Source organism: Sphingobacterium sp. HJSM2_6 (assembly GCF_049316305.1).
GTDB lineage: Bacteria > Bacteroidota > Bacteroidia > Sphingobacteriales > Sphingobacteriaceae > Sphingobacterium.
In genome coordinates this window covers 1-17,857 of record NZ_JBMOXB010000016.1, presented here as the reverse complement: position 1 = coordinate 17,857, position 17,857 = coordinate 1, and the positions used below count along the sequence as shown (strand labels likewise).

Annotated in this window: 17 protein-coding genes, 1 tRNA gene and 1 pseudogene; 4 read left to right on the top strand and 15 right to left on the bottom strand. The window is 36.0% G+C overall.

The window, feature by feature from the left end; translation table 11 throughout:
* Nucleotides 1-28: 28 nt before the first annotated feature.
* The 7 genes and pseudogenes from ACFRAE_RS13975 to ACFRAE_RS13945 all read right to left on the bottom strand — a co-directional run bounded on the left by ACFRAE_RS13975 (nucleotide 29) and on the right by ACFRAE_RS13945 (nucleotide 3,947).
* Nucleotides 29-793 (bottom strand): exodeoxyribonuclease III, encoded by a 765-nt coding sequence (locus ACFRAE_RS13975; RefSeq protein WP_422797784.1) that lies wholly within the window; start codon nucleotides 791-793, stop codon nucleotides 29-31.
* Nucleotides 794-796: 3 nt separating this feature from the next.
* Nucleotides 797-1,558, bottom strand: coding sequence for a peptidylprolyl isomerase (locus ACFRAE_RS13970; protein WP_422797783.1), 762 nt, complete (start codon nucleotides 1,556-1,558; stop codon nucleotides 797-799).
* Between the two features lies 1 nt (nucleotide 1,559).
* Nucleotides 1,560-1,907, bottom strand: a complete 348-nt coding sequence (locus tag ACFRAE_RS13965) for a hypothetical protein (RefSeq protein WP_422797782.1) — start codon at nucleotides 1,905-1,907, stop codon at nucleotides 1,560-1,562.
* A gap of 14 nt (nucleotides 1,908-1,921) precedes the next feature.
* Complete coding sequence (locus ACFRAE_RS13960; protein WP_422797781.1) at nucleotides 1,922-2,362, bottom strand: low molecular weight protein-tyrosine-phosphatase; 441 nt, start codon at nucleotides 2,360-2,362, stop codon at nucleotides 1,922-1,924.
* A gap of 575 nt (nucleotides 2,363-2,937) precedes the next feature.
* Nucleotides 2,938-3,072, bottom strand: coding sequence for a hypothetical protein (locus ACFRAE_RS13955; RefSeq protein ID WP_422797780.1), 135 nt, complete (start codon nucleotides 3,070-3,072; stop codon nucleotides 2,938-2,940).
* 245 nt (nucleotides 3,073-3,317) lie between these two features.
* Nucleotides 3,318-3,575: pseudogene (locus ACFRAE_RS13950) on the bottom strand (zinc-dependent metalloprotease family protein); the annotation flags it as partial.
* A gap of 24 nt (nucleotides 3,576-3,599) precedes the next feature.
* A complete protein-coding gene (locus tag ACFRAE_RS13945) occupies nucleotides 3,600-3,947 on the bottom strand; it encodes a hypothetical protein (RefSeq protein WP_422797779.1) in 348 nt (115 codons plus the stop codon).
* A 144-nt stretch (nucleotides 3,948-4,091) separates the two neighbouring features.
* Here ACFRAE_RS13945 and ACFRAE_RS13940 point away from each other — a divergent pair, with 144 nt between their 5' ends.
* Complete coding sequence (locus tag ACFRAE_RS13940; RefSeq protein WP_422797778.1) at nucleotides 4,092-4,589, top strand: hypothetical protein; 498 nt, start codon at nucleotides 4,092-4,094, stop codon at nucleotides 4,587-4,589.
* An 893-nt stretch (nucleotides 4,590-5,482) separates the two neighbouring features.
* Here ACFRAE_RS13940 and ACFRAE_RS13935 read toward each other — a convergent pair.
* The gene (locus tag ACFRAE_RS13935; protein ID WP_422797777.1) at nucleotides 5,483-7,048 is read right to left on the bottom strand and encodes a Do family serine endopeptidase; all 1,566 of its coding nucleotides are present in this window, start codon (nucleotides 7,046-7,048) and stop codon (nucleotides 5,483-5,485) included.
* A gap of 194 nt (nucleotides 7,049-7,242) precedes the next feature.
* Here ACFRAE_RS13935 and dapF point away from each other — a divergent pair, with 194 nt between their 5' ends.
* Together dapF and ACFRAE_RS13925 are read left to right on the top strand one after the other, a co-directional pair.
* The gene (dapF, locus tag ACFRAE_RS13930) at nucleotides 7,243-8,031 is read left to right on the top strand and encodes a diaminopimelate epimerase (protein ID WP_422797776.1); all 789 of its coding nucleotides are present in this window, start codon (nucleotides 7,243-7,245) and stop codon (nucleotides 8,029-8,031) included.
* Between the two features lie 78 nt (nucleotides 8,032-8,109).
* Nucleotides 8,110-10,992, top strand: a complete 2,883-nt coding sequence (locus ACFRAE_RS13925) for a DEAD/DEAH box helicase (protein ID WP_422797775.1) — start codon at nucleotides 8,110-8,112, stop codon at nucleotides 10,990-10,992.
* 13 nt (nucleotides 10,993-11,005) lie between these two features.
* Here the strand turns inward: ACFRAE_RS13925 and ACFRAE_RS13920 are convergent, their stop codons facing one another.
* Entirely contained in the window at nucleotides 11,006-11,722 is a 717-nt protein-coding gene (locus tag ACFRAE_RS13920) for an AAA family ATPase (protein WP_422797774.1), read from the bottom strand.
* Nucleotides 11,723-12,174: 452 nt separating this feature from the next.
* Complete coding sequence (locus tag ACFRAE_RS13915; protein ID WP_422797773.1) at nucleotides 12,175-13,314, bottom strand: acyl-CoA dehydrogenase; 1,140 nt, start codon at nucleotides 13,312-13,314, stop codon at nucleotides 12,175-12,177.
* Nucleotides 13,315-13,580: 266 nt separating this feature from the next.
* On the opposite strand from ACFRAE_RS13915, the gene ACFRAE_RS13910 reads away from it, so the two are divergent.
* Nucleotides 13,581-14,216, top strand: a complete 636-nt coding sequence (locus ACFRAE_RS13910) for a peroxiredoxin (protein WP_422797772.1) — start codon at nucleotides 13,581-13,583, stop codon at nucleotides 14,214-14,216.
* A 93-nt stretch (nucleotides 14,217-14,309) separates the two neighbouring features.
* Here the strand turns inward: ACFRAE_RS13910 and ACFRAE_RS13905 are convergent, their stop codons facing one another.
* The 5 genes from ACFRAE_RS13905 to ACFRAE_RS13885 form a co-directional block, all read right to left on the bottom strand.
* Nucleotides 14,310-15,212 (bottom strand): S1 family peptidase, encoded by a 903-nt coding sequence (locus ACFRAE_RS13905; protein ID WP_422797771.1) that lies wholly within the window; start codon nucleotides 15,210-15,212, stop codon nucleotides 14,310-14,312.
* A gap of 248 nt (nucleotides 15,213-15,460) precedes the next feature.
* On the bottom strand, nucleotides 15,461-16,540 hold the full coding sequence (locus ACFRAE_RS13900; protein WP_422797770.1) for a S1C family serine protease: 1,080 nt from the start codon (nucleotides 16,538-16,540) through the stop codon (nucleotides 15,461-15,463).
* A complete protein-coding gene (locus tag ACFRAE_RS13895) occupies nucleotides 16,533-17,123 on the bottom strand; it encodes an RNA polymerase sigma factor (protein WP_422797769.1) in 591 nt (196 codons plus the stop codon). Before ACFRAE_RS13895 ends, ACFRAE_RS13900 begins: the two co-directional genes overlap by 8 nt.
* A 180-nt stretch (nucleotides 17,124-17,303) precedes the next feature.
* Nucleotides 17,304-17,642, bottom strand: a complete 339-nt coding sequence (locus ACFRAE_RS13890; RefSeq protein ID WP_422797768.1) for a DUF4870 domain-containing protein — start codon at nucleotides 17,640-17,642, stop codon at nucleotides 17,304-17,306.
* Nucleotides 17,643-17,778: 136 nt separating this feature from the next.
* Nucleotides 17,779-17,855, bottom strand: a tRNA-Asp gene (locus ACFRAE_RS13885).
* Nucleotides 17,856-17,857: the final 2 nt, after the last annotated feature.

Below are 17,857 nucleotides of genomic sequence, written 5' to 3'. Positions count from 1 at the left end.
AATCTATCTCAAACAGTTAAATGCTTGTTTAGGATAAAACAAGCTCTACAGGACAATGATCTGAATGTACTGCTTCACTTAATATTCTAGAAGACTGTATACGATCTCTCAATCCTTCAGAAACCATGTTATAATCGATACGCCAACCTAAGTTTCTACCACGGGCGCCCGCGCGATAAGACCACCAGGTATACTGATGAGGATCTGGGTTTAAATGTCTAAATGAATCTATATATCCCGAGTTGATGAAATTCTCCATCCATTCTCGTTCAGCAGGTAAGAATCCTGAGCTATTGGCATTGGATTTTGGATTATGGATATCTATAGCACGGTGACAGATATTATAATCACCACAAACCACTAAGTTGGGTTTCTCTTTCAATAAGTCATTGCTATAGATTTGAAAGTCATCCAAAAATTTATATTTGAAGTCCTGCCGAATATCTCCTGTAGTCCCTGATGGAAAATAGGTGCTCATGACGGAGACATCGTCAAAATCTGCACGTATGATTCTGCCTTCAAAATCGTAATCTTCATGTCCACATCCGTATTCCACATGTTTAGGCGTTATTTTAGTAAAAATGGCTGTTCCGCTATATCCCTTTTTCTGTGCAGGATACCAATAATGCTCATAACCCAATTCTTCCAGCAACACAATCTCCGGTACCTGGTCTGGGCTGGCTTTTATTTCTTGGATACAAATCACATCCGGACTTTCAGATTTAAACCAATCCAACCAACCTTTTTTGAGTGCTGCTCGAATTCCATTGACATTATAGGTTATTATTTTCATGAGTTATGGGAGTTTATATGTTCTAGATTTAAAGGAATCAAATAAGCGGGTTAAAAAGCCTTGCTTGGGTGGAAGTCCATTCAATTCACGTTCATAATTTAAGGCTTCTCTCCTGTTCAGGAGTTTCATGGAAAAGCGTACATCTGTGAGTGGTCTGTCTCGTTCGTCTGTTTTTACCTTCGCGATGGAATCAACGATTGCTAAGCCTTGTAGTAACTCGCCAAAAACGGTGTAATTGCCATCCAAATGAGGGGTGCCACCAATGGTGGAATAGGTTTGTCGTTGGTATGGGCTTAATTTTACCCCTTTAAGTCGAAATTGTTCCAACGAGTCTAATGCAGCCTGACTAAAGACGCGACCTTGAACCAAATAAAATTGAGAAGCTGAGGATTCCTTCGCAGGATTATTATCTCTTGCGGCACCAATAGCACCTTTTTTATGAATGATTTCAGACTGTATTTCTGCAGGAATTCGATATTCAGGTCCACCTTCTCCTAATTTTTGTCTACTCCCGGCGTATCGAGAGTCCGGGTCTCCTCCCTGAATCATGAAATTGTGAATCACGCGATGAAATAATAAGGAATCGAAATAGCCTTCTTTCACCAATTTCACAAAATTATCACGATGTTTTTTGGTTTCATTATATAGTTTTAACCGACAATTTCCTTCCTTCGTTTCAATGATTACATAATAATGATTTGGCGTTTGCCCATATATGGAAGTGATGCCCAGTAGGAGTATACTAATTAATAAAAGTTTTCTCATGTTAAATCATATTTACTTCTTCAAAATAATCGATAATCAAAGATTTCATTACCATTTCTTGCTCCATTAAGGTATAATTTGGAATTGGCTTTACCAAATTCCAGTGTGGCCAGCCTTGTTCGTCTAATCCTTCCAATTCATAAAATCCCAAACTACTGAATAGCCTGCAGGTAGCAATGTGCATCAATTCTTCTTTTTCTCTTTTCGAATACGAAATAGGACCTTTACCCAATTCTTGTACGCCAATTAAAAACAACATCACTTTGATGTCTGGAATATCGGTGTCAAAGGCCTTGGAAATAGCCTCTTGGAGTTGTTTCCATTTTTTATTTATATCTGTTGCTTGCATGCGTTTTTATCTTTTTATTGTTCTTGTAATTCGCTGATTAATTCTTTACAACGATTTTCGATGAGTTGAAAAACCGGTAAAAATAAATTGTTGTCGTAATAGGGGTCAGGGACCATATCGTTGGGTATAAAAAGAGCCACCTTATTTTTATCTTCTTCATTGCTGGCCAATGATAAAACATCCTTGTAGTTTTGCTGATCCATCACCAGGATACGATCATATCGTTGGAAAAGTATAGGAGTAAAATGTTGTGCACGTTGCTTCGAAATATCAATACCATGATGCTGGGCAACTGCAATAGATCTGCGATCGGGTGCCTGCCCTACATGCCAATCACCTGTTCCTGCGGAATCAATTTCCCAAACTAACCCTTCACGTTTCACTATATGTGCTAAAATCCCATGGGCTAGGGGAGAACGGCAGATATTGCCTAAACATACCATTAATATTTTCATGGTTTCAAATATACCAATTATTGAAACAATCAATCATTATACTGCTTTTGTGACGAAGGTCTCATAATTGAATTCCAAATGGTCAATAAATGTAAGAATTTAATAAGATTTATGATTTTATATGTGTTCATTTTCTATGATAGGTGACTGAACCAATTCAGAAAAAATAGTAACATATTACAATTCAAAAACAGGAAATGTTAAAAAATTTGTTGAATCGATAGCTCATAAAATTATGTAGAAATTTCTAAAGTGTAGATTTTTTATAGAACCTGGATATGAATTCATTTGTCACAATAGCATAAATTAGTTTATATATCAGCAAATAATTTTTTTTCCATCTCTTCTTAATGGCTTGCATCCCTTTGGGCAGGCACTACTGCCCTTGGGTATTATGACCTAAAACCGCTACTAATGTTATGTTGAGCATAGTCGAAACATCTATATCTATCGCTTTAATATCCTTCAGAAGGCTATAATTACAATTTTAGAATAATAAAGCACAACAGTTCAGAAAGGTTTATAATTAATCAAGACACCCATTATCATCAATAGGATAAAATACAATTGTATCATTAGCATAAATCAGATCCTGTATTACCTCCTCCTGAATAAATATCTAGATGTGTTAGACTTCCTGCTTGTGCAACTTGATAAATTATACCTTTTTGACCATAATAATTTACATTCTTGCATTCTTGGAGTGACATTTTGTAACCTTTTATATCTCCTTAATCCAACCAATTAGCAACATCTCTAGATCCTGTTATAATATCCTCTTTTCCAGCGGTATTTATTTTCTTCCCATACGACTAGGAGGCAATAATAATCTAATAGCTGTCAAATCTGCTGAAATAAATCCTGCCCAATTGTATCCGCAGGTATACGAATTAAAAACCGAGTTTGGGCCAGGATTTAGAGATGAATTATTGGTGCCAAAAACTGTATAAGCCCCCTAGGCTTGGCCATTGTAGGAGCCTGTCTCTGATTCACCCATTCTCCAATTAGTGTGTCTCAAGCCAATCATATGTCCAAATTCATGTGCTACTAAAAATTTTTGTGAAGCAGGATTTAAATTTCTAAAAGAAGTTTGACTAAGTCGCATTATAGTGCCTAATTTTTTATAGACCAGACTTCCTCCTACAATATATTGTATAGGCAATTCGGCTTGACCGCAAGTTCCGGAAGAAAGTGTAGCGAAGACGATTCTAGCATCTGGATTTTGTGTTTCAGAGACCTATGTTATAGAGTTATATCCATAATTTCCTCGTTTTCCTATTGTAAATTCACTTAATGCATCTTTAATTACTGCAACTTCAGCGGATGTGAAGGCCGTTGATATAGCTATTTTTACGTCAATTTTATCTAATGCGCCCATAATAGCTATTGCCTGTCTTGCTGTTGTCTTATTAAGATTCTGTAATAGCTTAGACTTATATAATATAATATCCCCTTCGACAATTAGGGTATCACCCATCTTTTTGGTTGTAGTTGGATTAAACCCCAGTGCTTTCAAACCTTCATCGACAGATGTTGGAGCATCAACTTTTACAGTTGGTTTGGTTTCTTTTTCACAACTCATCATTAATAGAACAGTTATTTAATGTGTTAAAGAATATAGCTTGAGGATATTATTTTAAAATGTAGCATTTCTTAATTCAGAGTCGTATTATTTATTAATTAAAGTAATCGTTTTTTTTAAATAAATAACAAATTAAATTATTGTGATATGAAAAAAATATTTTTATTGGTCATTTTATTTCCTTTAGTGATGTCGTGTGCCAAATCAAATAAATATTATCAGCTAGATAATGAAATTAAGTTGTATGTTAAGGATGAATCGAATGAAGACCTATTAAATCCAGACAGTGATTTCTCATTTAGTATTGTCTCTGAGGATATAGAAATTGAATCTTATGGAAATAATGGAAACGGAAGTTCTCCTTCAAAGAAATTAGATTTTACATATGAGTATATGGCACCGACATCTTTTTTTATTAGAAAACAAGATGATGGAAGGTTTGCAATGTCGGTCTTCATTTCACCGCATTTTGTGAATTCAAACTTAATAATTAATTGGAATAACGGATTACCCGCAGATACGATTTCTGGAAAAATAATTTTGGAAAACGACGTAATAAAATGTAAAGAGTATTATTTGAATGGTTCGTTAATTGGGCAAGGTAAAGAACGGGTTATTGAAATTAAAAAGACTTTTGTTAACTAACTTACAGAGAATAGTGTGCAGGAGCATACCAATTAAAACTGTTTGATGAAAACTTATCTTAAGTGTGTTATCATAATATTATTTTACCCATGAATCCATTATATGGATAGAAAATGGATTCACAATTATCTATAGGAACCCAATTATTTATTTCTGATTTAAATTGGTCAATTGCAGGAACTATTAAAGGAACATTCCCCAATATACTCTCGGAATTAATATATAAATTATTACACTTAGTCCTGAGTTGAAATTGACATTTCCGGTTGACAACAAAGTCCGTTGTTATTTTGCTTTTCAAAAAGGGTTTACTGTTTCCGGACATGCATACGATCATGATAATACAGGATTTAAACTTTTTTCCCCTATCCATCTTTTTCGGCTTGATTGCTTCGCTTCACACTACCACCCTAAGGGTGCTTTTTTTCATAATATATCCAACAGCCATTAATCTTGGCCGTGTTGATAATTGATACTACGTCACTAGTCATATTTTTTCTATGTTCCAAATATGACATTGCTTTCACATTTCAAAATGCTAATATTTTTGCAGCATTGGTTTAGAGAGATAAATTTCATGAAAAAGAATAGCAAGACAACTATTTTTCCATCCGAACAGCAGATGAAAATATGCTCCAGATCCAACGGTTCAACAACCTGATTCAGCAACCGAACAGGATGCTTTAATGGGAAACGATCTAAAATATTCTCAGGAAAAAGACTCGGACTATTGGATGGAAACGCTTTGAAATGTATGGTTCCCATATTGTTTTTTGGGTGCACCTTAAGATACTAAATCTTAAGGACAAAAAACAGAAAACCCCGCCATTCTTTAATGACGGGGTTATTTTTTTAAGAGACCTTTTTAGACAGCCTCATTTAATGATGTATATCTAATACTGCAAAGGAACATTGAATTCTACCGTACTACCTTTTTCAGGTACTCCAGTAATTCGGACAATATTTCGTTTTGTGCTACCTAAAGCCGTTTCAATATCATCTACGGAATTAACAGGTTTACCATTTATTTTGGTAATCACTAATCCGCGTTCTACTCCAAAGTATTCGAATACGCCACCGCGGTGCACTTGTGATACCACGACACCAGAGCTAATGCCTAATTCTTGTTTACGTGAATCTGGCGCTGGAACAAAACTTGCACCTAGTTTATTAAAGATTTCAGTGGCTGATGCACTGGATTCCTCATCCGCTATTTTCGCTTTTGTTTCTTCACCCTTCAACGTTACATTAACTTCTTTTACTTGACCTCCACGTTTGTACGTTAATTTAACCTTATCACCTGGGCGTAATCTAGCGATATGCTCTTGTAAATCAGGAGAACCGTAAATCACTTTACCTTCCACTTTAGTGATAATATCACCAGCTTTAATGCCACTAGCTTCCGCTGCTCCACCTTTCACAACATCATTCACATATAAGCCATTTACATCTTCAATGCCTGCTTTTTTACGGATAGCATCATCCATTTCATTGAATGTAATTCCAATATATCCACGTTTAACGCTTCCAAACTCTTTGAAGTCATCTAAAATTTTCTTCGCTAAATTGATTGGAATTGCAAATCCGTAACCTGCATAGGTTCCAGTTGGGGAAGCTATAGCAGAATTAATTCCAATTAATTCTCCTTTTGCATTCACTAATGCACCTCCACTATTACCTTTATTAATTACAGCATCTGTTTGAAGGAAGGATTCTACAGCCGTGTTGATTATTTGCTCAGGTTCTCCATAACCATAGCCATATCCGCGTTGTTGTTGTTGTTGTTGTTGCGATTCACCTAAGATGCCAATTTGACGACCTTTTGCACTAATAATTCCCGCTGTTACTGTAGATTGCAATCCTAATGGATAACCTACGGCAAGCACCCATTCCCCTATTTGTACATTATCTGAATTTCCAAGTTTAACAATTGGTAAACTTGTCGCACTTACTTTTAATAAAGCCAAATCAAAGTTAGGGTCGCGACCAATCACTTTCGCTTCAAATTTTCTTTTATCAGTCAATATCACTTCAATCTTATCAGCCTCTTCCACTACGTGGTTGTTGGTTACGATATATCCATCAGGGGAAATAATTACGCCTGATCCGGAAGCTGTTGCTTGACGAGGCTGACCACGACGTTGCTGAGGAGCTCCGAAAAATTCCTCAAACATATCGAATGGTGAGCCACTTCCACCACCCCCTCCACGAGAATTTCGGCTACTCATAGTCACTTGAATGTGAACTACCCCCGGAGCTACTGCTGCAGCGGCTTGTGTAAAATCCGGATTCCCTGTAGAAGACAGAATTTCTGCTCCTGGGTTATTGGCAAAATATACTTTTTGACGTTCCTCAAACGTCATTCCATCCATCTGTTTGTTTTCAAAGAGCTTAAACCCGCCTACTGCTATCGCTCCTCCAATGATGGCTGTTAATAATGTTGCTCCTATCTTTTTCATATATTTTTTATAACTTTTATATATATTCTTGTTTCAACTCTTATTCAAATGTAATACCATTAGAATGCTTAGCACAAGTTTTGTCAGTTAAATAATGTTAAGGGGGACATCCTTTGTCTCTAATTTAACATGATTTAACAAAAGCTCGATTTATTGTAACAAGAATATTAAATTTACAGCAGATTTTCAATACCATGATAAAAGAAATTCAATTTTATAAATACCAAGGAGCAGGTAATGATTTTATATTAATCGACAATAGAAACGATGATTTTGATCCTAAAAACCATGATTTAATTGAAAAATTATGTCATCGTAGGTTTGGAATAGGTGCTGATGGATTAATGCTCCTTCAAAAACATAATAATTATGATTTCCAAATGGTTTACTATAATGCCGATGGCCAAGAAGGTTCGATGTGTGGCAATGGTGGTCGATGTATCGTCGCTTTCGCACGGGATTTAGGTGTGATACAACAAAACACTGACTTTTTGGCGGTTGATGGTACCCATGATGCAAGTATTTCTGCCAATGAAGTTAAATTAGGGATGATAGATGTTAGGGAATATCATAAAGATTACGAGGCCTATGTCTTACAAACAGGTTCTCCCCACTATGTTCAATTTGTCACGGGCTTAGAAACGTATCCGGTATACTTAAATGGATCTAGTATTCGAAATAATGAAACGTATGGTCCCAAAGGCATTAATGTTAATTTTGTGGAAAAGGAAGAGGGGGGCTATTTTGTAAGAACATTTGAGCGTGGGGTAGAAGATGAGACGTATGCCTGTGGTACTGGAGCTGTGGCATCGGCTATGGCTGTTGCCTTATCCGAAGGCTTAGAAGGCGACTTAGAAATTCCAATTCGCGTTCTTGGCGGACAATTAAAAATTTCTTTCCACAAAGCGGGAGATGTGTTTACGCAAGTTTACTTATCAGGTCCCGCGGTTCAGGTATTTAACGGTAAAGTAAAAATTTCTTAATTATTTAATCTGTTGTTTTCTTAGAAAAAGCTCCAATTAATGTATATTAGTAGCTTTTTCTGAGAGCAACATGGCTTTATGCAGCAGGTAGATAACTCATCAACTTATCGTTTAGTTTATTCTTTAGGAAAGCATCCTTATTTAGGCTTTCTCATAGAGCCTCATATTGTCTATTTAAATCAAAATGGGAGCTATTCCCTTTCGTATAAAAGGGTATTCAGCAATACAGTTAGTGAATTTAGCGCTGTTTTGGATGAGGTTGATTACCAGTTAATTAAATGGGCTGATGAAATCGAACAAACGCAAATTATTAAGCGATTTCATAAAAAGGCAATTCGACCAGTAGATTATTTCACCAAAATTTTCGATTCCAAAATTTACGATTTTATTCGTCCTAAAATAGAACAACGTATTTTAAGTATCCTCCATTTGATTGGCGATAAACCCTTATTTTTAATGAGTAAAGATGGGTATCCTGCTGATCAAGAATTAAAAATTGCTGAAAAATCAACTTCCATATTATTTCATTTCCGAAAAACGGAGAATGAAACACGCTATTTCCCTACCCTAAAATATGATGGGCACCGCATGGAATTTATGTTTAAGAATGCGGAGGTTATTATTAATCAACAAGCTTGGTTATTGTTGGATTCAGTACTGTATCATTTTGATGAAGAATTGGAAGGAAAGAAATTAACACCCTTTCTTCAAAAAAGATTTATTTCCATTCCCAAGAACACAGAAAAAAAATATTTTGAAACTTTTGTTACGAGTTTAATTGAAAAGCATCATGTGTATGCCGAAGGTTTAACGATACATACTTATAAGGAACAGGCAAAACCTCAGCTCAGGATCTTGTATAGTAGTGATCAAGAATCCCAATTGCAGTTAAATTTCCAATATGGAGAATTTAATTTTGCAGCAGGAGGACATCATCCCATTACGGTCAAGTATGATTATCAAGAATCCAATGACGAGCATAAATTTTATCGCGTTAAAAGATCCCTTCTTTGGGAAGAAAATAAAGCGGAAGAATTATTGGATTTAGGTTTAAAAAAAATTGATCCACTTTTTGGGACCTATGGTCCCATGGATGACGGTAGTGGTTTTAGCAAGTCTTCCATAGAATGGGTAAATGATCGTTATACTGAACTCATGGAATTAGGTTATGAAGTAATTCAGCCAGACCATGTGAAAAGATTTTTGATTGGTAAAACTAGCTTAAGTATTGAGATCAATGAGAAAAATGATTGGTTCGATGTGCAGGCTTTTGTGCGCTTCGGTGACTATGAAATACCTTTTATTCAACTTAGACAGCATATTTTAAATCGTATTCAAGAATTTGAATTACCAAACGGCGAAATTGCGATTATTCCCCAAGAGTGGTTTTCTCAATACGAGCATTTATTTCAATTTTCTACGCAAAAGGACGGGTTAAGGTTAAATAGATCTCATGTTGGTTTATTGAATGAGATTTCTGAACATACCCAGATTGGAATGCAACGAAAACTGAACAAATTGGGCGAATTTGATGAAATCGTAGATGTACCGACGCCAATTGCTTTCAATGGAGCATTAAGGCCCTACCAAAAGGCCGGATATAATTGGTTTCATTTTCTCCAAGCTTATCGATTTGGCGGTTTACTGGCAGATGATATGGGCTTGGGAAAGACCGTTCAAACGTTAGCAGTATTGCAATACAACAAAGAACAGCTGCTAGGTTCTGAACATCCGAAAACATCCTTGTTAATCGTTCCAACTTCATTAATTTTCAATTGGCAAAAGGAAGCTGAAAAATTTGTGCCTGGACTTAGAATATTATTGCATACGGGAGCTCATCGTAGTAAAGATAATTTTGCTTTTACACACTTTGATTTGGTGATTACCACTTATGGAATAGCTCGTATCGACGAAGAACTTTTTAATAGCTTTTTCTTCAATTATGTTATTTTGGATGAAAGTCAAAACATTAAGAACTCTAGATCTAAATCTTTTGCTGCTATTCGCCATTTTAAAAGCCGAAACAAATTAGCGTTGAGTGGAACCCCTATTGAGAACTCGGTGGCCGATATTTGGTCACAAATGCATTTTGTCAACCCTGGTTTGTTAGGAAGTTATGCTTATTTTCAAAAGGAATTTGTATTTGCAATAGAGAAGAAGAAAGATGAACAGAAAAGTAAGAAACTTCAAGCAATCATTAAGCCTTTTGTGCTCCGTCGTACAAAGTCTCAGGTAGCTACGGAACTTCCGCCAAAATCTGAACAAATTTTTTATTGCAGTATGACCGAGGAGCAGCAAGAATATTATGAAACTGTAAAATCGGAATATAGAAATGCGATTTTAGATGGTGCTTTTTCTGGGAAAGCTTCTCAAATTGCTTTATTACAAGGCTTGACTAAATTAAGGCAATTGGCTAATCATCCTGCCATGATCGATCAGGATTATTCGTTTGGATCTGGAAAATTTGATGCTGCTATAGAATTGATGCAGTCTATCCTAAAAGAAGGAAATAAGCTATTGATTTTTTCTCAGTTTGTCCGACATCTGCAAATTTTTAAGGATTATTTTAATAAACATCAAATTAAACATGCCTATTTGGACGGGGCTACTAAAGACCGGAGTGAGGCTGTAAAGGGTTTTAAAGAACATGCGGATGTTCAAGTTTTCTTAATATCTATCAAGGCCGGTGGAGTAGGGCTAAACTTAACCGAAGCAGACTACGTATTTATTCTGGATCCATGGTGGAATCCAGCGGTTGAACAACAAGCCATAGACCGTAGTCATCGTATTGGGCAAACGAAGAATGTTTTTATTTATAAATTTATTGCTAAGGATAGCATAGAAGAGAAAATTCTGGCACTACAAGGCAATAAGAAATCCATTGCGAATGCTTTAATTACTACAGAAGAATCCTTTGTGAAGTCATTGAGTAAAGCAGATATTAATGAACTCTTTAGTTAACAAGAGCTTCTTGTTAAGGTGTCAATCCCAATTCGCGGATTAAAGATTGGTAATTCTCTACAAAAAATTTGGTCATTTGAAATTGTTCTGTTTCTTCCAAAGAGACAAGTTCGTGGCCGTTATTAGTGATTTGAATAATATCTGCGCCAGGATAGGCCAACAAAAATGGTGAATGTGTCGCAATAATGAATTGCGATTCTTTTTCTACGAGCTCTTTTATTTTGATCAGCATATTGTACTGGCTCATAATGGATAATGCCGATTCTGGCTCATCAAAAATATACAATCCTTTCCCAGATAATCGGTAATGCAATAAATTTAAAAAACTTTCCCCATGTGAACGATCGTGCAATGAACCACCATATGACGCTATCGTTCCATATTCAATGATCGCTGTGGCCACATTGTAAAAACTCTCTGCTCTCAAAAAATAAGTGTCTTTGTTTCGGTTTACCGTTCGGATAAGCTGAATATCTTCGTAGAGGTTAGAATGGCTTTGGTGAGTACTGAAGTTGAAATTGGCACTACCTCCCTCTGGGTTGCAACCCGCTTTGATCGCAATAGCTTCTATTAAGGTTGATTTTCCAGCCCCATTTTCTCCAATAATAAAAGTGACGGGTTTTCGGAACTCCAACTTATCCATCTGTTTTAATGCAGGGATATGGTAGGGGTAATTTATTCGCTCTTCTGCTGATCGGTTGTTAATAATGTGGCTGATGTAAATCATCATTTGAAGGATTATGAATTTAGAGACTTCGTGTATTAATCCGATTAGTTCCCAAATTCTAAGTTAAGGTATATTATTCAATGCGGAAATGATTTTGTAGTTTTTTAAAGCGGACTTACAAGTCCATTCGAATCCCGTAGCTGTCTGTTTGCTAATGGATTAGCTAATTGTATTAATCGGTTAAGATCTGCCGAATATTCGGTTTTTACAGGCATCTTCTTTGGTTCTTGTTCGGGTCTTTTCAAGTGAAATCCGAAGAACATCCGAAGGAGATCCGTATAAGATGCAGTTGAGTAGACTTAAAAATGAATAAATTTCACTTGTTTAAAATATTTTTTGCTTGCTAAAGTTGAAATATTTCGCGCGTTTTATTGGGTTTATCCTTCGGCTGTACCTATGCATAAAGACTTTCTTCCGGGTGAGAAGATAGCCTTTGTGGTATTTTGGACTTTGGATTATGATTTCAATATTTCTCTTGCGATTACTAAGCGTTGAATTTCTGAAGTGCCTTCATAGATTTGGGTGATTTTTGCATCGCGCATGAGTCGTTCTACATGGTAATCTTTGACGTAACCATATCCACCATGGATTTGCACTGCTTCAATACTGTGCTTCATGGCTACTTCTGATGCGTGCAATTTTGCCATTGCAGCTTCTTTACCGAATGCTAGTCCTTGGTCTTTGGTCCAGGCTGCTTTATAGGTTAAAAGTCGCGCTGCTTCAATCTCTACCTCCATATCAGCTAATTTAAATTGAATGGCTTGGTGGTTGGATATGGGTTTTCCAAATGTCTTCCGTTCTTTGGAATAGGCCAAGGATAAATCATAGGCACCCGCAGCAATTCCTAATGCTTGTGCCGCGATGCCTATACGGCCACCATCCAATGTTTTCATCGCAAATTTGAATCCGAAACCATCTGCTCCAATTCGGTTTTCTTTTGGGATTTTAACGTCCGTAAAGTGTAATGAATGGGTATCTGAACTACGAATTCCTAGTTTATTTTCTTTCGGACCTATACTGAAGCCTGCTGTGCCTTTTTCAACGATAAGTGCATTAATTCCTTTGTGACCTAATGTGGGATGTGTTTGCGCGATGACCAAATAGATATCGGCATTTCCGCCGTTAGTTATCCAGTTTTTAGTACCATTGAGCAAGTAATAATCGCCTTTGTCTTCTGCTAACGTGTGCTGGGAGGATGCATCTGATCCCGCCTCTGGTTCTGAGAGCGCGAATGCACCAAGTTTTTCGCCGGATGCTAGTGGTTTTAAGAATCGATTTTTTTGTTCTTCTGTGCCATAGGCATGAAGTCCATACAATACTAATGAATTGTGAGCAGACATAATGACTGCCGCAGAGGCATCTATTTTTGCAATCTCCTCTAGGGCCAATACGTAAGACATCGTATCCATTCCTGCCCCACCATAGATTTCTGGAATCATAATGCCCATGAAACCTAGTTCACCCATTTTTTTTACAAATTCTGTAGGGAATTGGGCGGCTTCATCTCGTTCGATAACTCCTTTTTTTAATTCTTGGGCAAACTCCCTTGCCGCATTTTGAATCATGATTTGTTCTTCGGAAAGTTGAAAATGCATATGCTTGTTTACTATGGTTAATCAAATATAACTAATTTATACTATGCAAGCATAACAAAAAATTTGTGTTTATGTACAGCGTATACTGGGAGCAACTGCGGAGCGGAATAATGGAATGTTAAAAACTAATGGCGTATGGATTTGTTTAGGGAGTAAGACAAATTTTATTGTCATATTCCTGGATATTGTTTGGAATAACAAATAATATCTACTATATTGGTAGAGTTAATTGGTTAATTAAGTTAATAAAATTAAAATTAATAGATATGAGTTTAAGATTAGGTGATGAAGCACCAAATTTTCAGGCAAAGACAACGATAGGAGATATCGATTTCCACGAATATATTAATGGTAAATGGGTTGTATTGTATTCGCATCCCTCGGATTACACACCGGTATGTACGACCGAATTAGGTAGAACAGCTCAACTAAAGTCGGAGTTTGATCAACGGAATGTAGTGGTGTTAGCCCTCAGTGTAGATTCAGTAGAAGATCATCAGCAATGGATTTTGGATATAAATGAAACACAAAATACGGAAGTAAATTTTCCGATTATTGCAGATGAAGATCGTCAAGTGGCACAATTGTATGATATGATTCATCCCAATGCTTCCGCGACTGCGACAGTACGTTCGGTATTTGTGATAGGTCCGGATAAAAAAGTGAAATTGACTATCACGTATCCAGCATCAACAGGGAGGAATTTTCAAGAAATCTTACGGGTGATTGATTCCTTACAATTAACAGATCAATATCAGGTAGCGACTCCTGCAGATTGGAAAGATGGGGAAGATGTAATTGTAGTACCTGCCATAAAAACAGAGGATATTCCAGGTAAATTTCCTAAAGGGTTTAAAGAAATAAAGCCTTACCTGAGAACAACTCCACAGCCAAATAAATAACTAGAGTAATATATTTAAAGTTCAAGAAGCCAATCGTATGATTGGCTTCTTTCCTTTTTGCATAATATTTTTTTGAGTTGGCAAACTAGGGCATTAATTTGCAATAAGTTCTTTTAACAAAACGACAGGAATGGTGTTTTTTGCTACCATCTGTAAGTTTTTCTGTTCTTTTGGATTGTAGTAGATGGAGCGTGTGGCGGAGACTGTGCTAACCACATTGCCGTATTGGTCTACGATGGGAGCTCCGCTAGAGCCAGCAGCATAATCGGCTGTGATATCTGTTTGAGGTAGCTTTTCTTTGGAATTGAAATAACCTAAATAATTTCTAGCTACTTTTCCTACCGTAAAATAATTGATCATAGGCGCAGGATTACTGATTACAAAAACATCGTCACCTACATTGGCTGTATTTCCTAAAGGCAATGCTTTCAGTTTTTTGCCTTTGGTATCTATTTTTACGATTGCCAAATCTGCGGCTTTATAACTGGAAATTACTTCGGTAACTAAATACACCTCTCCATCTATGCCTTGTACAGTCATGGCTAAATTCTTGTTATCGCTGGTTTTTGTATAACTTTCAATGACATGATAATTTGTAACAATTAATCCATCTTCACTAATAATATAGCCAGATGCTGGGTTAATATGGGTCTTGTGGCAGTTTCCGCAGTCGTAGGCTACCCCGAAAGCGACGAAAGAAGGTTGGATGATAGACGCAATTTCTGCAGAACTCAAGGCTTTAGTTCTCGTTTTAGGTTTGTTAAGTTTGATTTTAAGACCTTCCACCTCAATTAATTTGTTTGCTGCATCTTGAGGATTTATAAATTGTTCATTCAGTAATAGGGATGCAGTCTTATCTTCGAAATTTTGATTAAATTTTTCCTGATCGAAAAATCCAGACCATTTATTGTTTTCGAACGTGGAGGTTTGAGCACTTGAATGGTAAGTGACTGTTGATAAGCAAATCAACAATGAAAATAAATATGATTTTTTCATACTGTTAAATAAATAATTACTTTTTTTAATTCTTTAATTGGTTTAATGTATGCTTTAGTTAATTTTTGTAAATTTTTAACCTATATATTAAGCAATGCAAAGTAAAAGATAATTTTTAAATTTTAATTCGATTTTCGGTTAGAAATAGCACTTGTCTTGAATAAATTACAAAACTAAAAATGAGGTTATTTCTTCAATAACCTCATTTATATAATCTTTAAATAATACGCTTGAGCGAAAACTTGCTATTAATATACTTTGACCATGTATATAAAGTCTTGCAATTTTTTAATTTGTTCTGTTCTAGGTAACTTATTTAAGCTGTTCTTACTGCTTAAAACAATATTGCCTTTTAAAGATTCTTTTGGAATGCGATTTAAGGTTTCTATTAATGCTTTGGTTTTTATGGCAAATGCAGCACCATCCAAACTCTTTTGTTTTCCAGAGATAATTCCGATGATATTACCATGTTTATCTATCACAGGTCCACCACTGTTTCCAGGGTTGACAGGAATAGAAATTTGATAAGCCGTGGTATCCCCTGTATAGCCAGTTGCTGAACTTAAATAACCTTCGCCATAAACAGCCTCATCTCTTGGATAGCCAATGGTATAGATGTCTTCTCCTAAATCAATATTCTGACGTTTGAAAGTATAAGGAATATTCGTGACACTCTTAAAGCTGGTATCCGATATATGCAATATGGCAATGTCTTTTTCTTGGTCTAAATGGACAATGGATGCTTTATAGGTATGTCCTGCAGCATTCTGTAAATGAATAGAATCTGCTCCACTAACGACGTGATAATTGGTTACGACATAGCCATCTTTGGTTAACATAAAGCCTGTAGCGCCAAAATGAAGGGCGGCTTGAGGTGTATTTTCTTTACTTATATTTTGGATGGCATCTTGATGGGCATTGACATTTCGTTTTACATTGTTTACTTCACGTTTTAAAGCACTATAATCGGAAGTCGTTTTACGTAAAGTCGAAAAATATCCTGTAAGATACAAGGTAGCTAAAGAAGAAATAATGGCTACTGCTGCAGCAGCAATAGCATTAATTTTTAGCTTTTTCCACATCCTATATACGATAGGTTCAGTGGATGTGTTTTCCATCACATCTGTAAGGGCGAATTTAAAATCTTCACGCTGTTGATGCTGTTTAAACGTATTTATAAAATTTTGCTGCGCAAGGAATGCTTCATTCAACTCTTGATCTGCTGCGATCAAGGTATTAAATGCTATGATTTCACTTTCCGACAATTCATCGCGTAAGTAGCGGTCTGCTAACTCTAAAAATTCTTGTCGATTCATTAAATTACCCATTTTTTTGATGTTGTTCAAAAAACAACCTTTTTAATCGTTGTAAACATTTATATTTTTGATTTTTAGCATTGTCCGTATTGGTATAACCCAACTTGTCACAGATATCTTGCATCGATTTGTTGGCGATGTAAAAATCTTTAAGAATCGTTGCGCAAGGTTCACCAAGACCCGCTAAAGCGACATGCATATGCTCGAATTTTAATTCTTGCTCCGCATGATTGACTATATCTTCTTCCAGATCAGGAATATCTAAATTCTCATGGTCATCTAAATGAATAGCGCCACCTTTTTTTCCAAGTTGTTTTAGCCATAACCTTCTACAGACGGCATATAAGAACGTACTTAATTTGCTGCTTAATTCAAATTGTTGATGAGTAACTTTATCGTATAAAACTAAGATGGCTTCTTGAAAAATATCTTTGGCTTCATCTTCGTTTCCTCGGCTATTGATGATCATATGGGACACCGAAGGATAACAAGATTTATATACATAAGCTATCGCCGCATTATCTCCTAATCGAATCCCCTCCAAAAGCTCTTGATCGCTTCGAGTGTTTGCAATGATTTTCTTTATTTTACTCACTAATTAATACCCTTATTTTCAAATAGTAACCCACCTTTCTGTAAATTAAATTAAATTTTCAATTTACTTCCCAAACGTAATGCAAATTTTATGTATTATCAATAACCTTAATAAATCTTTATGGAATATTAGTTATTGATGCAGAAAGAACTTGTATACAGAAATTGAACCGACTGTTTTCTATAAATTTGAAAACACTTTTTCATAGTACAAACCTACTGTAGGGATTCTTCTCTTGTGCCCAAATACGGCATTAACTATGCCAAAACCCCATAAAACAATAAAATAGAGGAGTCCAATACTGGCTAAGATATTGCCAACGACAGGGATATAGGTAAGGAGTAAAACTAATCCAATAGATATAAATAGGCCCATGGATTGACGGATATGAAAGCTGGCTTCATCATGCTTTTTTTCCTCATTCAAGACGATCGCAATAATAAGTCCTATCACTGTGAGGTAGGATATGATGGCTACCGTTCTACCTTCGGAGTTCGAGCTGTCATTTGGGATTTCCATAAGTAGGGTAAATTGATAAAATAAATATACTCATTTATTTTTATAAAAATATTTAATGAAAAAGTATTTACTTGGGGATAATAGGAGGGGATAAAACCAAAAAAAGGCATCCAAATGGATGCCTTTTAATTAATTTTGGCGGTCTGGACGGGACTCGAACCCGCGACCCCATGCGTGACAGGCATGTATTCTAACCAGCTGAACTACCAGACCAA

Excerpts from the sequence above, each read along its gene's own strand:
- ACFRAE_RS13975 (WP_422797784.1), bottom strand. The coding sequence starts at position 793 with ATGAAAATAATAACCTATAATGTCAATGGAATTCGAGCAGCACTCAAA.
- ACFRAE_RS13970 (WP_422797783.1), bottom strand. The coding sequence starts at position 1,558 with ATGAGAAAACTTTTATTAATTAGTATACTCCTACTGGGCATCACTTCC.
- ACFRAE_RS13965 (WP_422797782.1), bottom strand. The coding sequence starts at position 1,907 with ATGCAAGCAACAGATATAAATAAAAAATGGAAACAACTCCAAGAGGCT.
- ACFRAE_RS13960 (WP_422797781.1), bottom strand. The coding sequence starts at position 2,362 with ATGAAAATATTAATGGTATGTTTAGGCAATATCTGCCGTTCTCCCCTA.
- ACFRAE_RS13955 (WP_422797780.1), bottom strand. The coding sequence starts at position 3,072 with ATGTCACTCCAAGAATGCAAGAATGTAAATTATTATGGTCAAAAAGGT.
- ACFRAE_RS13945 (WP_422797779.1), bottom strand. The coding sequence starts at position 3,947 with ATGATGAGTTGTGAAAAAGAAACCAAACCAACTGTAAAAGTTGATGCT.
- ACFRAE_RS13940 (WP_422797778.1), top strand. The coding sequence starts at position 4,092 with ATGAAAAAAATATTTTTATTGGTCATTTTATTTCCTTTAGTGATGTCG.
- ACFRAE_RS13935 (WP_422797777.1), bottom strand. The coding sequence starts at position 7,048 with ATGAAAAAGATAGGAGCAACATTATTAACAGCCATCATTGGAGGAGCG.
- dapF (WP_422797776.1), top strand. The coding sequence starts at position 7,243 with ATGATAAAAGAAATTCAATTTTATAAATACCAAGGAGCAGGTAATGAT.
- ACFRAE_RS13925 (WP_422797775.1), top strand. The coding sequence starts at position 8,110 with ATGCAGCAGGTAGATAACTCATCAACTTATCGTTTAGTTTATTCTTTA.
- ACFRAE_RS13920 (WP_422797774.1), bottom strand. The coding sequence starts at position 11,722 with ATGATGATTTACATCAGCCACATTATTAACAACCGATCAGCAGAAGAG.
- ACFRAE_RS13915 (WP_422797773.1), bottom strand. The coding sequence starts at position 13,314 with ATGCATTTTCAACTTTCCGAAGAACAAATCATGATTCAAAATGCGGCA.
- ACFRAE_RS13910 (WP_422797772.1), top strand. The coding sequence starts at position 13,581 with ATGAGTTTAAGATTAGGTGATGAAGCACCAAATTTTCAGGCAAAGACA.
- ACFRAE_RS13905 (WP_422797771.1), bottom strand. The coding sequence starts at position 15,212 with ATGAAAAAATCATATTTATTTTCATTGTTGATTTGCTTATCAACAGTC.
- ACFRAE_RS13900 (WP_422797770.1), bottom strand. The coding sequence starts at position 16,540 with ATGGGTAATTTAATGAATCGACAAGAATTTTTAGAGTTAGCAGACCGC.
- ACFRAE_RS13890 (WP_422797768.1), bottom strand. The coding sequence starts at position 17,642 with ATGGAAATCCCAAATGACAGCTCGAACTCCGAAGGTAGAACGGTAGCC.